16 protein-coding genes are annotated in these 16,044 nt (G+C 41.9%); 9 read left to right on the top strand and 7 right to left on the bottom strand.

Annotated features, from left to right (window positions below):
• Positions 1-105 precede the first annotated feature (105 nt).
• Positions 106-1,974 carry a glucosidase family protein gene (locus AC58QC_RS01015; protein ID WP_497413350.1) on the bottom strand — a complete coding sequence of 623 codons (1,869 nt, stop codon included), beginning with the start codon at positions 1,972-1,974 and terminating at the stop codon, positions 106-108.
• Between the two features lie 330 nt (positions 1,975-2,304).
• On the opposite strand from AC58QC_RS01015, the gene AC58QC_RS01020 reads away from it, so the two are divergent.
• Positions 2,305-3,657: an MATE family efflux transporter gene (locus AC58QC_RS01020; RefSeq protein WP_497413351.1), complete on the top strand. Its 1,353-nt coding sequence runs from the start codon at positions 2,305-2,307 to the stop codon at positions 3,655-3,657.
• Between the two features lie 107 nt (positions 3,658-3,764).
• On the opposite strand, the gene AC58QC_RS01025 is transcribed toward AC58QC_RS01020, so the two are convergent.
• From AC58QC_RS01025 to AC58QC_RS01040, 4 genes are all read right to left on the bottom strand, one after another.
• Positions 3,765-5,012, bottom strand: a complete 1,248-nt coding sequence (locus AC58QC_RS01025; RefSeq protein WP_497413352.1) for a DUF4153 domain-containing protein — start codon at positions 5,010-5,012, stop codon at positions 3,765-3,767.
• Between the two features lie 13 nt (positions 5,013-5,025).
• A complete protein-coding gene (locus tag AC58QC_RS01030; protein ID WP_497413353.1) occupies positions 5,026-5,244 on the bottom strand; it encodes a helix-turn-helix domain-containing protein in 219 nt (72 codons plus the stop codon).
• 10 nt (positions 5,245-5,254) lie between these two features.
• Entirely contained in the window at positions 5,255-5,737 is a 483-nt protein-coding gene (locus AC58QC_RS01035; RefSeq protein ID WP_497413354.1) for a DUF2975 domain-containing protein, read from the bottom strand.
• A 185-nt stretch (positions 5,738-5,922) separates the two neighbouring features.
• Positions 5,923-6,651: a glycerophosphodiester phosphodiesterase gene (locus tag AC58QC_RS01040; RefSeq protein WP_497413355.1), complete on the bottom strand. Its 729-nt coding sequence runs from the start codon at positions 6,649-6,651 to the stop codon at positions 5,923-5,925.
• 286 nt (positions 6,652-6,937) lie between these two features.
• On the opposite strand from AC58QC_RS01040, the gene AC58QC_RS01045 reads away from it, so the two are divergent.
• The 3 genes from AC58QC_RS01045 to AC58QC_RS01055 all read left to right on the top strand — a co-directional run bounded on the left by AC58QC_RS01045 (position 6,938) and on the right by AC58QC_RS01055 (position 10,120).
• Positions 6,938-7,819 (top strand): carbohydrate ABC transporter permease, encoded by an 882-nt coding sequence (locus AC58QC_RS01045; RefSeq protein ID WP_497414048.1) that lies wholly within the window; start codon positions 6,938-6,940, stop codon positions 7,817-7,819.
• The gene (locus AC58QC_RS01050; protein ID WP_497413356.1) at positions 7,816-8,637 is read left to right on the top strand and encodes a carbohydrate ABC transporter permease; all 822 of its coding nucleotides are present in this window, start codon (positions 7,816-7,818) and stop codon (positions 8,635-8,637) included. The genes AC58QC_RS01045 and AC58QC_RS01050 overlap by 4 nt, the downstream gene beginning before the upstream one ends.
• Positions 8,638-8,728: 91 nt before the next feature.
• Positions 8,729-10,120, top strand: a complete 1,392-nt coding sequence (locus tag AC58QC_RS01055; RefSeq protein ID WP_497413357.1) for an ABC transporter substrate-binding protein — start codon at positions 8,729-8,731, stop codon at positions 10,118-10,120.
• 80 nt (positions 10,121-10,200) lie between these two features.
• On the opposite strand, the gene AC58QC_RS01060 is transcribed toward AC58QC_RS01055, so the two are convergent.
• Entirely contained in the window at positions 10,201-11,001 is an 801-nt protein-coding gene (locus AC58QC_RS01060; protein WP_497413358.1) for a phosphotransferase, read from the bottom strand.
• Between the two features lie 213 nt (positions 11,002-11,214).
• On the opposite strand from AC58QC_RS01060, the gene AC58QC_RS01065 reads away from it, so the two are divergent.
• A complete protein-coding gene (locus tag AC58QC_RS01065) occupies positions 11,215-11,415 on the top strand; it encodes a cold-shock protein (RefSeq protein WP_028553508.1) in 201 nt (66 codons plus the stop codon).
• Between the two features lie 64 nt (positions 11,416-11,479).
• Entirely contained in the window at positions 11,480-11,710 is a 231-nt protein-coding gene (locus AC58QC_RS01070; RefSeq protein WP_497413359.1) for a cold-shock protein, read from the top strand.
• Positions 11,711-11,895: 185 nt separating this feature from the next.
• Here the strand turns inward: AC58QC_RS01070 and AC58QC_RS01075 are convergent, their stop codons facing one another.
• Positions 11,896-12,789, bottom strand: a complete 894-nt coding sequence (locus AC58QC_RS01075; RefSeq protein WP_497413360.1) for an AraC family transcriptional regulator — start codon at positions 12,787-12,789, stop codon at positions 11,896-11,898.
• A 181-nt stretch (positions 12,790-12,970) separates the two neighbouring features.
• On the opposite strand from AC58QC_RS01075, the gene AC58QC_RS01080 reads away from it, so the two are divergent.
• The 3 genes from AC58QC_RS01080 to AC58QC_RS01090 all read left to right on the top strand — a co-directional run bounded on the left by AC58QC_RS01080 (position 12,971) and on the right by AC58QC_RS01090 (position 15,916).
• Positions 12,971-13,951, top strand: coding sequence for an aldo/keto reductase (locus AC58QC_RS01080; protein ID WP_497413361.1), 981 nt, complete (start codon positions 12,971-12,973; stop codon positions 13,949-13,951).
• Between the two features lie 99 nt (positions 13,952-14,050).
• Complete coding sequence (locus AC58QC_RS01085) at positions 14,051-14,902, top strand: aldo/keto reductase (protein ID WP_497413362.1); 852 nt, start codon at positions 14,051-14,053, stop codon at positions 14,900-14,902.
• Positions 14,903-15,139: 237 nt separating this feature from the next.
• The gene (locus AC58QC_RS01090; protein ID WP_497413363.1) at positions 15,140-15,916 is read left to right on the top strand and encodes a HipA family kinase; all 777 of its coding nucleotides are present in this window, start codon (positions 15,140-15,142) and stop codon (positions 15,914-15,916) included.
• Positions 15,917-16,044: the final 128 nt, after the last annotated feature.

Here is a 16,044-nt window from a genome sequence, read left to right on the forward strand (position 1 = left end):
AGTCATTAAAACACCAAAGCATGAATCGTCTTGTTTAATAAATTTATATAAATTTTATCATATTGTAGTCTCAAATTTACTATAAAAACCTATCATTTTCTGCAGTTAACGTGGAAAATAGATCTGTTCCCCGGCAGCAAATTCTATCGTCCTGCATGTAAAGTTAGGATAAAGCGCGGAAAGATCAACCTCGAATATTCGCTTCGACTTCGATCTATTAGTCAAGGTAAACCCGTCAGACGTGTACTCGTAGGCCAGTTGAAAAAGCGACTGCTGCAGTTCAACGCGTCCATACGTTTGCAACTTAGGCTCTATCCTCAAATCGGCCTCCAAGGAGAAACGTATGCCTACATATTCATGAAGCAATACCCAAGAAAATACACATGGATATTCGTAGTAATGGCCTGCTCCGTGCCAATTCTTGTCGTCGATATAATAGACATGGTTCATATCATAGCGTTCTCCCATGATATAGCCATCTTTACCAGCCTGTTCCATAACCTGCTGCAATTGTCGGGTCAACATGTCGCCATCTTTTCTCCAAGACCAGTACGCCGCATCCCAGCACCAATAGCGACCTGCTGCGCATAAGTCATAAGGACCGCCATCTCCTAGTTCAGACAAGGTATATTGCTCGATTTCAGCTGCAACAAAGCTTGGAAACCGCTGGAACTCATTAAGCTTAGCATTTATTAATGCCATGACAGCTTCTTCTTGTTCCTGGGTCGAATATCCGAAAATAACCGGCAATATATTAGCCAATAAATGTATATGATCGTGTACAACACCGCTTCGATCAACCCAATCGACAAAACGGCGATTATGCGGATCCCAATATCCGTTAGGCAAGGGCTCAACCATAACTTCAGACAACTGTTTGGCTATTTGATTGTAAAACTCTGCCTTGTCTTCACGTTGTAAATATTGCTCTAATCTTCCAAGTAACTGTATCGAATAGGCAGCAAGCGCAGTTGCTAACGATTCCCGCCCATCTTTCATTACTTGATCCTCGTAATATACATCCGACCAGAGACGGCCATGACGGTCAATATAGTCTTCGATTCCACTTGCTGCACCTTCAAGTTCTTCGATATGGGCACTGAGCCATTCTTTATCCTTCGTTATACTTATATAGAGCCATGCCGACTCCAAGATCTCGACGTTTCCAGTTATGAGGAACATGTTAGCATTCGTTTTGCCATCCATTGAGCTACGCCGCACATGATACTCCCTTGTTCCGTCGGGTTGAACAGCACATGGATTTCTCCACAACCTTTCGGGATCTTCTTTCATCAGTTTGAGCTGAAGCTCCATCATCCGACGAATAACAGCCGCATCAAGTTGATTGCCCCAAGCCATTCTCCCTTTTATTTGAAATTCGTGATCCACGTCAGGGTAAGTACCCGCGTATGCATGCTTCATCAAGGTGCTCAGAACGAAGCCATTAGACTCTGGATAGGCAGCAGCTCTCGTTCGTTCTACTACGGAAGGAAGTATGGTCCCCCAATAAAAGGCCGCCAATGTCTTTCCAAGCGCTTCGCCATGCTCAAAATCAAATGTGTATCGGTCGCCAAAACAGTCGGAATGAGGCCTGCTTTCATAGGGAATCAACTGACAATTTTCAGATACAATATGTACCAAAATCCCCTGTTTATCAAGGGCCGTGATCCGAATCGTTCCATCTGCTTTAATCAGCCATGAGGCATCTAGAGAGTTTGGATCTTCAGGTAAAACCCAAGCGATGGAATTCCCCTCCAGATCTGCAATTCCTTCTTCCAAAGGCAATACGTACCAATCATTTGTCTTTTGCAGGACAAAGGAAGGCCCATAGCTAAAATACAGTTCGATCGCGCTTTGTCCACCTGCAATGACATTCCATACAGGGGGAGCCTTAATCAATGATTCAGCCTTTATTGAACGAAGAATGCCCAGAGGAAAATTATCTATTATTTCTATCTCGGAAATCTTGGTCATCTTATCAGCTCATCTCGTAATTAGTTTTTTAAACTACTTGAAAACGTTTCCAATATAGCCAGCGATTGTGCCCCCGTAATCAAATTGTTGAGCTGCTGGCCCGAGTCCGTTATCATGATATATTCATGTTAACTCCTCCATAAAATACTGTGCAAAAGTATTCGCTATTAATTAACAATTACCTTCTTATCAAGTAACTCTTGTAATACTCAAACAATTGGAGTCAATATAAGCAATCATTTGCCCAAATTTTGCAAAGAAAACGGTTTCACCATACCCCATGATAAAGAGGTGATCACTATCGAGTAGTATCGAAGGAGTTCTTTCCCAATGACGAGTCCTAAGAAACTAAGTTTGTTTGCCATTACATGGCCTTTATTTATTGAATCGTCACTTCAAGTGGTTATGCGAACTTCTGATACGTTCATGGTGAGTCATGTGTCGGATGAAGCCGTTGCAGCGGTTGGCGTTAGCAATCAGCTCATTATTTTTTTATTCTTGCTGCTCCAGGTGATTTCGACGGGTTCAGCCATCGTCATTTCTCAATATTTAGGTGCGAATAAAATAAGAGATGTCAAAAAGTTTGCCGCTGGCGCAATCTCGCTTAATTGTATATTCGGCTTCTTGATAAGCCTGTGTATCGTTTGTTTCAGCAAACAGCTGCTTCAGCCCTTCGGCTTGGAACCAGGGACACTGGAGCAGGCGCGCATATACCTAACTATCGTTGGCAGCTGCTTATTTCTTCAAGCAGTTAATCTGACCATTGCGGCCATAACGCAGATGCATGGTTATACAAGATATACAATGACGGTCAGCTTGGGAATCAATCTCGTAAATTTGACCGGCAGTATTTTATTTATTTTCGGTCCTTACGGCTTTCCAAAACTCGGTGTTCCAGGTGTCGCCATATCGGTAGTATTCAGCCAATTACTCGGACTGGTTGTCTATGTCTTGATTTTAACAAAAATCGTTCGATTGAACTTATCCATCAGCGACTTTTACAAAGCGAGATTTGCAGATCTGAAAAAAATATTGACTATCGGTATTCCCACAGCCGGGAGCTCGCTCGTATATTCTGTAAGTCAACTGATAACGACATATTTTATCACACAGCTAGGCGCTGAGATGCTTTCCACCAGGATTTATACACAAAATATAATGACATTCATCATGGTACTGGCAATTTCCTTGGGACGGGGGACTCAAATCATCATTGGTCGACTGGTAGGTGCAGGTGAAAAGGAAGAGGCTTACAAGCAGTTGTTTCGCAGTTTGATACTTAGTTTATTGCTTTCACTTGCCGCGGTCACTTTGACCGTTTTGTTCAGAAAACAGTTGATCGGTATGTTTACGGATAATGCCGAAATCATTACATTAGGGGCTTTTTTACTGACGTTTGGTTTCCTTCTAGAGCCAGTACGGTGTTTGAACATTGTTATCGGAGAAGCTCTTCGAGCTGCGGGTGACGCGCGATTTATTCTCCTAATTGGTGTGAGCGTCATTTTGGGGCTGTGTGTCCCCCTAACATATTGGATAGGCGTGCATATGGGGTACGGGTTGGTAGGTATGTGGGGCGTGTTCATCATGGACGAAGGGTTGAGAGGGATTCTGTTATTATTCCGTTGGAGAAGTAGAGCATGGGAGAAAAAAGTGTTGGTGAGCAGTGAGGAAACCATCAGGTGAGCAAAGGCTGCCCTCGGTTGATCTGTTCATCCGTCGGCAGCCATTTATTTATTGTTGAACTTCTCGTTATCCATTAGTAAAAAATTGTGTTTATTTCTTGAAGGCTTCTAATTAAAAAATAAAGGAAAAGTAAATGTAACGAAAGCTGCCCAAATCCCGTAGACCGGCAAATACTTCGTAACGGCATCTTGGATGGTTGATGGTCCTGTTTTGTTTTGTAGAAAGTGCATATAGGAGAGCATAATCCAAATGAGATTGGACCAGATTAGTATGTTTACGCCTAGTACTGCGAGTCTGTTGGGCGATATCCCATAAGAAGAAAGCCTGAACACGATGGCGGATAAAGCCACACTGTCAATGATCAGAGCAAGGATAATGAGGGCGAAATTGATATAATCCGAAATGTTCTTCTTCTCGTCTTTGCCGCTTTCAGTAATGGAGAATATGGTTACGGCCAATACACAAAGGAGTATTCCATTGAAAGACAAGAGAAAATCTCGGTCCAAGAATGGATTTTTCCCGACCACAATAACCGTTATTAGATAGACCAACAAGGTTATCAGTACAAGCGGACTAAAAATTTTGGCTATATAGGGGGCAATATTTTTAGCAAGCTTTAGGTTCCTAGATACGAGGTATGTAGCCACAAGAGCGAGCGCGGCAGCACCAAATATAACGACATTTTCAAAATAGAATTCAGATATATCCATACCTACAAATTTAAATAATTGCATGGTTAGACCTGTTAGCAGCATTCCGCTAATTGCCATGCTGGCATAGAGTATGGCAAGTTCGCCATTAAATTTAAGATAAGCTAATCTTGTGCTGCCTCTGCTATAGTCATTTCCTGTAAATGCAAGCCCTACTACGACCCATAAGAATATGGGAAGATGTATATAAGCTAGGATAACACTATCTGTCAGCTCTAGTGGCAACAGATTCAGAAATAACCCGGAGATTAGGAATGACGATGCAAGGGTGTAAAGAACCTTTTTATTCGGGACATTATTGGTTACAAAATAGATAGCAATTAAGGGAAGTATACCAAACACAATATTAATTGGGGCTATAGCTTCATTTCCAACAAAATGAAAAAGGATTCTAGTAATGATCCCGGCTAGAATGGCTAAGATGCCCATGGTGATGAAATCTTTCTGAAACAAGGAAGCTTTCTCAGTTTGTACCTTTTCCCTGAAATGCAACCTTTGATACCACACGGCAAGAACCTGCGAATCAGGGTTTTGTTCCCAGGCGTAGGAAAATGACTTTTTAAATGCTTCGGGTTCTTCTCTAAACATTCTCTCCAGCTCTTGGGGATTAGCGATATTGTCAATAATCAAATTGTTCATGTCCATGGTTATTCCTCCCCTATTCAGTCCTATTTTCCTCTCGGTATTCTAAAATATCTCCAGGCTGACAATCTAAAGCCTTACAAATCGCCTCTAAAGTTGATAATCGAATTGCTTTTGCCTTGCCATTTTTCAATATAGAAAGGTTAGCCATAGTTATTCCAACCTTCTCTGCAAGTTCTGTTACGCTCATTTTTCTTTTCGCTAACATCACATCAATATTGATAATTATCGCCATGTTATTCACCTCAGACCGTCAAATCATTTTCAGATTTTATATCAATAGCCTCTTTTAAAAGCTTTTGGAGAACAGCAGCAAAAACAGCAATCACCATGGAAGCAAAAATCATGACCATTCCGATTACTATGACACCTGGGGCATCGTCTCTCTCCGCAAGGAGATAAAAAAGTGGCATCCCCAACACATACAAGCTGCTAATCGTGATTGCACAGTACTTAATTTTCTTTAAAGCTTCTACAGATAAATCCGAGAAAGCTTTATTCTGGTCAATATACTTTAAAAGTTTAAACGCTTGATACAGAGCAAAATAAAAAGGTATCGCCGTTGCATAAAGATCGATAATAAAAAGATATTTCAAATACGTATGATCTGGATATAATTCTACTGCATAATCCGCGATCTCAGGCACGGCAAATATGCATAAAGCAAGCACTGGTATCCCCATAAGAATGACAACTATCTTTAAAAAGAGTGTTGTTCCACGTTCCATAAAAAGTCCCTCACTTATCATATAATTTTGATTTGAATTTATCACAGAATTTATCGTTTTGCAATAAATAAATCATGATATTTAACATATTGTTGTTGTTAAACGTACCGAAAATCAAATTCTTAGGACACGAAAAAACCAGTAAACTCAGTTTACTGGTTCTTTCATGTCCACTTCTGACCAAGTTATACGAGCAGATTCCGCAATCGTGCCGGATAATCGGTAATAATCCCCGAAACACCAACTGCAATTAATCTTCTATAATCCGCAGCATCATTGGCCGTATAAGGATAAATGAGCAACCCCGCAGCAACGGCGGCTATCACATCCTCTTGTCCAATACAGTGGTGATACGGATGCAAAGAATACACGTCTACCCCCAATTGCCTCGCATAGGCCGCGTGATCCATTAAGTTGGCTGCATACAGCAACCCTACTTTCGCTTTAGGCTGCGCTTGCTTGATCCTGTGAATCACTTTGTGATCGAAGGATGAAATCACGGTATCTTCCCATCTGTCGATGTCGTGCAAAAATGCCAAAAGAGCCTGCTCCATTCTCCCCTCGTAAGCGTGCTTTATTTCCACATTGATGAGGTGTCCTAGAGGTATAAGCTCGAATACTTGACTCAACAATGGGATTCGCTCTCCCGTGAAAGCTTCTGAAAACCAAGAACCAGCATCTAGGGACTTCAAATCTTCCCAGTTTTTCTCACCAATAAACCCGGAGCCATTCGTCGTCCGATCCAACGTAAGATCATGACAGACGACAATTTCACCATCTCTCGTTATTTGGACATCAAGTTCAATACCGTCAGCCCCTTGTTCTAGCGCTAATGCGAAAGAAGCCAGTGTATTTTCTGGTGCTTCACCAGCTGCTCCACGATGACCAATCACAATCGGTTTCTGTGTGTTCATGGTTCACTCTCCTAAGTTGATCAATAGCAAAGTATCCACAAATTATAGAAGAATTGACCCGATTTTGCCCAGTCTGCAAATCTATCTATTTTGTAAAGAACAAGAAATATATACAAATTCTTCACCTGAATTTAACATCGGTCAAATAAACGAACGTTAATCTAATAAGCAGAGTACTTGTCCAATAATGGTCATGGAGGAGCTTGGCATGAATGTCATAGAAAGAAAATTACCTCAAGCAAGAAAAACAAAAACGAATACCAAGGTTGAGCAGCCACGCAAGGCAATGCTCAGACATACTTGGATGGAGACGATCTTAGGGTATGTCTTTCTACTCCCTTCACTGTTGCTGTTTGCTATCTTTTTATTTTATCCCTTGATTCAGACCCTTTATCTGAGTTTGCACGAAACCGATCCGCGAGGCAGAGTTGCTTCCTTCGTTGGTTTCGATAATTTCACGGCGATTTTCACCTCAGAACGATTTTATCAGAGTTTAGGTGTGACTGGCCTTTTTACACTTTTAACCGTTCCTACAGTTATCGCAATCGCGCTGATGCTCGCCGCTTTTACACACAATCAGCTCAAAGGAATGCGCATCTTCCAATTCATCTTCTCACTGCCTGTCGTTCTGTCCGTAGGAACCTCCGCTGTGATCTGGATGATGCTGTTTCACCCGAGTGTTGGGATGTTGAATTACTTGCTGCACCTAGTTGGCTTAGAGCCTGTAGCTTGGTTGACAGACCCTAGATGGGCGCTGCTTTCCGTGTCCATGATGACTGTCTGGATGAATCTCGGCTTTACCTACATTGTTCTGCTAAGCGGCTTACAAGGTATTCCAGATGAAATCTACGATAGTGCCAAAATAGATGGATCTGGTCCCATTCGAACCTTTGTTCAAATCGTTCTGCCATTACTTTCACCGACTGTGTTCTTCGTAACGATTGTGTCGATTATCGGTGCTTTTCAGTCCTTCGGACAAATTCATATCCTGACCAAAGGTGGTCCAGTAAACTCAACAGATGTACTCGTATACTCCTTGTATCAGGATGCCTTTATCAACTTCCGGTTCGGAACAGGAAGCGCTCAAGCACTTGTCCTTTTCGCCATTATCCTTATTTTCACTGTCATTCAATTTAAAGTTTTTGAAAGGAAGGTGCACTATCAATGACCTCTCGTTGGCAAAATTCATTCGTTTACATCCTATTGATCGTTTGCGCGGCCATTGTACTGTATCCCATCTTCTATACGTTCTCTTCCGCATTGATGACACCTGAGGAAGCATCGGCATATCCGCCCCGCTTCTTGCCTAGCAGCTTCTATATAGGCAGTATAATCGCCGTCTTCAAGCTTGTGCCTATCGCCAAATTTGTAACCAATAGTCTGATTGTATCTCTTGTTATTATGGTGGGACAGCTTATTACTTCGAGCATGGCAGCCTATGCCTTCACCAATATTCGCTTTAAGGGTAAAGCATTCATCTTCGCGCTTTTCATGGCTACGATGATGATTCCATGGGAGGTCACCATTATTCCCAACTATTTGACGGTCAAAAAGTGGGACTGGCTTGATAGCATGCAGGGCCTAACCGTTCCATTCCTGGCAACAGCCTTCGGAACCTTCCTCCTACGTCAATTCTTCTTGCAGCTGCCGAAAGAGCTTTTCGAAGCGGCACGAATCGATGGCTGCGGACACTTTCGCATGTTCCTCCGAATTGTGCTTCCACTCGGACGCCCAGCACTTGCAACTCTAGCCGTTTATGCCTTCTTAAATGCATGGAACATGTATCTATGGCCTCTGCTCATTACGAACAGCGAAGCCATGCGAACCGTGCAAATCGGCATCGCGATGCTGCAATTCGAAGAATTAACCGTTTGGAATTTGGTACTGGCAGGGGTAACGATTATCTTACTTCCTTCCCTTTTACTGCTTGTCCTCGGATTAAAACAGCTCGTTCGCGGACTTACCGCCGGCGCCGTGAAAGGTTAGCCCCGTCATTGATGGGTACGCTATTCAGCCTAATAGCTGAAATAGATTTCCATATATTTTAGAAAAGAGATAAGGGAGAGAAACGAAGTATATGAAAACATTGAAAACGAAAAGCTCCATCCTTGCTATGACTGCAATTATGGTGCTATTAACTAGTGCATGCGGCAAAGCTGAAACAACGACATCAGACAGTACGACAGAAAGTAAGCCTACCGCAAGCACCACTGCATCCGATGTAAAAAAACCAACTGAGCCCGTTAAAGTGATCTGGTGGCACTCGATGAGTGGCGAACTTGGCAAAGCCGTCGATAAATTAGTCGCAGATTTCAATGCCTCTCAGAAAAATGTACAGGTTGAGGCTGTTTTCCAAGGTACTTATGATGAAAGCATCAACAAAATGAAAGCATCTATGGATACCAAGAGCGGCCCCTCCCTCATTCAAGTTTACGAAATTGGCTCCCGTTTCATGATCGATTCCAAAGCCATTACTCCCGTCCAAAAGTATGTCGATGCCGATAAATTCGATCTTTCCCAGCTCGAAGAGAACATTCTGAATTATTACAAAGTCGAAGGCAAACTGAATTCCATGCCTTTCAACACCTCTAACCCTATCCTTTATTACAACAAAGATATGTTCAAAGCAGCAGGTCTTGATCCTGAGAAACCACCGACAACCTATGAAGAAATTACAAAAGCTGCTGGGGCGCTTAGTAAAGATGGGAAATCCGGCTCTTCCTTTGCCATTTACGGCTGGTTTATGGAGCAATTCTTTGCTAACCAAGGTGTAGAATACCTCAATAACGGTAATGGTCGCACCACTGCTGCAACAGAATCCATGGTCAACAATGAAGCTGGCGTCAAAACGCTGACTTGGTGGAAAGAGATGGTCGACAACAAAACATCTGCAAACCTCGGTCGTAAAACAGATGATACGAAAAAAGCTTTCTTAGCTGGCCAAATCGCCATGACGTTGGATTCCACAGCTTCACTTCGCGGGATTGTAACTGGTGCTGAAGGCAAATTCCAAGTTGGAACTAGCTCACTACCGAAGCCAGCCGATGCCAAAGAAGGCGGCGTTGTTGTTGGAGGCGCGAGTCTTTATATCTTGAATAACAAGTCGGAAGCCGAGCAACAAGGCGCATGGGAATTCATTAAATTTCTAACTACGCCTCAAACACAAGCTTGGTGGAACGTGAATACAGGCTACTTCCCAATTACAAAGAAAGCTTATGATGAACAAATTTTGAAAGATAACCTTGCGAAATACCCGCAATTCCAAACGGCCATTGATCAATTACACAAAACAAAAGCAAACACGGCAACCCAAGGTGCCGTTATGGGCGTATTCCCAGAAGCTCGTCAAATCGTCGAAACAGCAATCGAAGAAGCTTTAACAGGCAAGAAGGCTCCAAAAGAGGCGCTTGACAGCGCAGCAAAAAGCATCACGGAGAAAATCGGTGCTTATAACAAAACTGTGAAATAAAGAGACTAAAGAGGCCCATGCGCAATTGCATGGGCCTTTTACTTTTAAGATGATTGTCATGCGCTGAATAAACGTAATTTCTATATCCAATCTTCGAAATGATCTGTTACAAACCGAATCTCACTCTCATAGTGCGCCAAATGACCCTCATCAACCATTTTTTGAAAAGCTGGATTCCCGTCGCTGGCACCATTTCTCAACGTATCACACAGTACTATCAACCTTTGAATAATCCACTGTCGCAGATTAGTAGAGACGGGAATTCCATAAGATTCAAAAAACAAATGAATTCGCCGACGGCGCTCTGCAGCGTGTATGTCAGATTGGTATGCTACCGTTGTTCCAGAAGAATGGTCAGGTGCAAAACTCGCAAGTGGAACCGATGTGTAAAGGGTGTACGCAATGTCCCACATACGCGGACCTGGTCCTGCCATGTCAAAATCAATCAGCGCCACAGGTTCCCCATTTTGAAAGACAACATTATACAACGCTGCGTCATTATGACAGATTACTTTGTGCTCGGCATCGTCGGGATAGCTAAGCTGCCATCTGTTCTCCATATTGGGAGAGAACGCTTTAGTCGCATCATGGAAATGACGCAAGAGACGTGCTAAACCCACAAGCGTTTCGTCCGACCACATGTACGGTTCAAGTTTTGGATAATCGTTTCCTGCAACTTGTCCAGAAATAAATGTCAATATTTCACGACCAGAGTCATCGATTCCAAGAAATCTTGGCGCTCCCTCAAATCCTTGTTTTTCCAAATGTTTGAACAGTTCATGAACACTCGCACTCCAATAACCTATAGGGCGGCGAACCGTGTTCGCCATACGGACTATGTGATTTACATTGCCGCCTTTTAACACTTCTTCCTGAGTCATAAGGTTTCATTCCTCGCTTTTCAGTGCTTAATCTATTGCAGAACCTACAATAAATTGCTTTGCAGACTTTTGTGTGATAAAATGATGTTATAAACAGATTTAACATAAATTCACATATTGAAAAGGTGATCATTTGTGTAATGGTACCTTTTTCAATATGTGATTTTTTTGTTTAAAAAAACATGTTAAATAAATATTTGGAGGTAATTTATTATGGAAACAGGCACAGTAAAATGGTTTAACGCAGAGAAAGGCTTTGGCTTTATCGAAGTGGAGGGCGGAAATGACGTATTCGTCCATTTCTCCGCGATTCAAGGCGATGGTTTCAAATCGCTGGACGAAGGACAACGTGTTGAATTTAATGTAGCTCAAGGTAACCGCGGACCTCAAGCCGAGAATGTTGTAAAACTGTAATATACTGCAAACTGTCCTTAACATGTGTTAAGGGCAGTTTTTTTAATCTAAGGAGGAGTTAACTATGTATTTTCGAAGAAAATCGTTAGAGGATCTCCCTCAGGAAAACACTAAAATCTGGGCTTGCAAGAAAGAAGATTGTAAGGGTTGGATTCGGGACAATTTTGCATTTGAGTACGTCCCAACTTGCCACCAGTGCCTTTCTACCATGATTAGTAGTGTGAAGATGCTTCCTCTACTTGCCAACTCCAACAAAGATATGAAGTCCCTTATTAAAGGAAGACAGATCTCGTAGAGACGATTCCAAATCGAAAGGGCGCATATGACTACTAGAACAAATAAATAAATATATAAATAAATACTTTAACCGTTGTTTATGTATAAACAATGGTTTTTTTTACATTAAATTTTCGTTCTGCTAATCTTGAATATTCATTTGAGTATCTCCCTTAACTGGTTTCATGTTTATTTTAAACCGTTCTATACTCTTAGGCGCTTTATATCTTGTCTAGGTGGAAAGCCAAACATACGAGAATATTCGCGGCTGAATTGTGAAGGGCTTTCATAGCCTACTCGAAATGCCACATCAGCGGCATCTGCTGATTCGGTTAATAATAGGCGACGTGCTTCCTGCAATCGCAGTTGTTTTTGAAACTGAATAGGGCTCATAGCAGTTACCTCTTTGAAGTGTCTGTGAAACGAAGAAATACTCATACTGGCTATTTCTGCAAGCTCTTCAATGCGCAAAGGCTTTCCATAGTTATTGCTAATTTGTTCGATAGCCTCCCTGATTCCATAGGTGCCGCTTCCTTCCATTGCGATTTGCGCCAGCGCAGCTCCATACTGCCCATGCAGAAGCCTGTATAGAATTTCCTTTGTGTAAATAGGAGCAAGGAACGGAATGTCTTTTGGATTGTCTAGCAAACAAGCTAATCTGAATATTGAATCCATTATAGCTAACTCCATCTGACCGACAAACATAGCTCGCTCAGCATTTCCTTTCGGAGTGATTCGAATGTCAGAATCACTTAAAACCTCTAAGATTTCACTCGCCGTAAATTCTAGTCTAAAACCCAAATACGGAATGTCGGAAGAAGCTTCAGTGACTTGGGCAGTAACCGGCAAGTCAACTGATGCAATAAGGTAATCTGCAGGATCGTACTTGAAGCGCTCCTGCGCCAGCCATACCGCCTTCGCACCTTGAACCACAATGCATAAGGAAGGCTTGTACACTCCATAACTTGGTCCGGTCAATTTAGAGCGACGTATGAAAAATAAAGTCGGAATGGCAGTTGCGTGAACACCGTCCTGTACTGAATGCCTCTCAATTAGTTTGGCAAGTTCATTCTGCTGCTTAGTTATTATTTCAGACATAAGATCCTCCTTTTTCCGTCATCCCTTATAATTCGATTATATTCCATATTCGTCAGTTACATAAGTGTAGCGAGAGGATTAGGCAATCATTTGGCATGAATGGGTTAACGGTCGCTTTTTCATCTGTTGCATAATAAGGCTATACCCATAAACAAAAGGGAACGAAGGAGCGTATCGACAAATGGAATATGTGAAACTTGGAAATACTGGTTTGGACGTATCTCGTCTTTGTCTAGGTTGTATGAGCTTTGGTGTAGCAGAGCGGTGGCATCATCCATGGATACTTGATGAGGAGCGCAGTCGTCCTATTATAAAAAAAGCCCTTGAATTAGGTATCAATTTTTTCGATACGGCGAATGTGTATGCAGACGGAACCAGTGAGGAGATTATTGGACGGGCCCTAAAGGATTATGCCAATCGGGATGAAATCGTCCTTGCGACAAAAGTGCATGGACGTATGCATCAAGGTCCAAATGGCGCAGGACTTTCCCGGAAGGCAATCATGAGTGAGATTGATAAGAGCCTTAAGAGATTAGGAACCGATTATGTTGACCTTTATCAAATCCATCGCTGGGATTACACTACTCCCATTGAAGAAACGATGGAAGCGTTGCATGATGTTGTGAAGGCTGGTAAGGCAAGATATATTGGTGCTTCTGCTATGTATGCATGGCAGTTTCTTAAAGCGCTACATGTAGCCGAGAAAAATGGATGGACCCGGTTTGTATCGATGCAGAATCATTTAAACCTCATCTACCGTGAAGAGGAAAGAGAGATGCTGCCGCTGTGCAAGGTAGAAAAAATCGGTGTGATTCCGTATAGCCCACTTGCATCAGGAAGACTGACACGTGATTGGTCGGAAACAACGCTTCGTTCCGAAACCGATCAAATGCAAAAAAATAAATACGATGCGACAGCAAATACGGATCGATTGGTTGTGGAGCGTGTTGCAGCAATCGCAGAAAAACATGGCGTTCCCCGAATTCATATCGCGCTTGCTTGGTTGCTTCAGAAAGAACCTATCTCTGCTCCTATTATCGGTGCTACGAAAGTGTCTCAGCTCGAAGAAGCCGTAGGTGCTCTATCGATTACGTTAACACTTGAAGAAATTGCTTCATTGGAAGAGCCGTATGTTCCCCATCCCGTAGTTGGTGCGGTTTAACATAAGAAACGACAAGAACGCGACAGAATGGACCTTATGGATGTAATGAATAAGTTCAAACCGATTTACAGATAATTTTAAAAAACTGGAGGATCTTATATGCAAAAAGTAATTTTGAACAATGGTGTTGAGATGCCTATACTCGGTTTTGGTGTATTTCAGATTGCAGATCAAGGTGAATGTGAACAAAGCGTTTATGACGCTATTATGGCAGGCTATCGGCTGATTGATACAGCTGCCTCATATCTAAATGAAGTAGCTGTTGGCAAAGCGATCCAACGGAGTGGCGTGAAAAGAGAAGAATTATTTATTACTACGAAACTTTGGGTTCAGGATACTGGTTATGAGCGCACAAAAAAAGCATTTGAAAAATCACTGGAAAGATTGCAATTGGATTATTTGGATTTGTATTTAATTCATCAGCCATTCGGCGATGTGCATGGTTCTTGGCGTGCTATGGAGGAATTGCATCGTGAAGGAAAGGTCCGTGCAATTGGCGTTAGTAACTTCCATGAGGATCGTCTGATCGATTTGATCATTCATAATGAAGTAGTTCCTGCGGTAAACCAGGTTGAAACTCACCCATTTAACCAACAAATCGAAAATGCAAAATTCATGAAAGAGAATAATGTTCAGATCGAATCCTGGGCGCCTTTTGCTGAAGGGAAAAATAACTTGTTCCAGAATGAGCTATTGGTATCCATAGCTGAAAAGGTTAATAAATCAGTTGCTCAAGTGGTTTTACGTTGGTTGACACAAAGAGAAGTCGTTGTGATTCCAAAGTCTGTTCGTAAAGAAAGAATTATCGAAAACTTCGACATCTTTGATTTTGAATTAAGCCAAGAGGATATGGAGTCGATTACTACGTTAGATACGAAACAGAGCCTGTTCTTTTCACATCGCGATCCCGAAAAGGTGAAATGGATCGGTACCCGTAAACTCGATATCTAACCATCTTTCGAAAAACTATTAATAAATCACTAATTTAACAATAGTCGTTAAAGTATGGAGCAGATGCTTAGGCAATCTGCTCCTATTTCGTTTGCACCTCTCATTTATCATAAGGTTCACCGCGCTTCAATAACGGCAAGTTTGAAAATAATATCCCTTTTGTCCATACTCTTAAATTATTTTTGAATATTGTAATGTTAGATTCTATCAAAGAAGCGAAAGAAGGGCTGCGGAGCGATGACATCATTAGAACCGATAAAATATTTGGAGACGCTGTCTGGAAAAGCCGCACATTTGCTGTCATTTAATGATGGAAATCGTTATGCGGTAAAATGTAAAAACAATTTCCACGGAACAAGGGAACTGGTAAACGAATTCGTGATCGCCAGATTAGGGCAACACCTTTCTTTGCCTGTGGTGCCATTTAAAATAGTGAATATGACAGAGCAGCAGATACAATATATACCAAAAAAGTTATCATCCAAATACAATCCAGGCACACAATTTGCAAGCCTATTTATAGACAATTGCAGAGGCCTCTCGAAGGAACCTCCTCATCCGACTAAAATGGATATCAAAAATAACCAGGTACTAGCCGGAATTTTCGTATTCGACCATTGGGTGCATAACTCTGACCGTACAAAAAGCAACATTCTTTTGGAGCGGCTGCCGGAAGGCAAATATGATATTCATATGATCGATCACGGAAAATGTTTTCCGGGAGGATATAAATGGAACAACTCAACATTACAAAAGCACGATAAGTTTAAAAAGGATTCTATCGTTCATATTTGGACTGTGGGCATGCTTGAAAATCCATCGATACTCTCTTCATATATTGAACAGATCCTTGCTGTACCGGAAACCCTTATTGAAGAAGTAATTCTGGAGATTCCTGGGGATTGGAATGTGTCGATTCAAGACAGAGAGGCCCTTGTTGCTTATCTCAAAGTACAGAAAAAAACATTTGCCGATTCGGTGTACCAATTTGCGAAAAAATATGGTAGGGCTTAATTGATTCCAAATAACAACTGCAGAGAATGAATAGGAGTAGCTTTGGGGCTTATAAGTATGTATATCATTAAAAAGTACTTGGTTTCATATATGACAAGAACTTGATCCCATTCCCGAGCACCCCCTTA

Source organism: Paenibacillus sp. J22P51 (assembly GCF_059692215.1).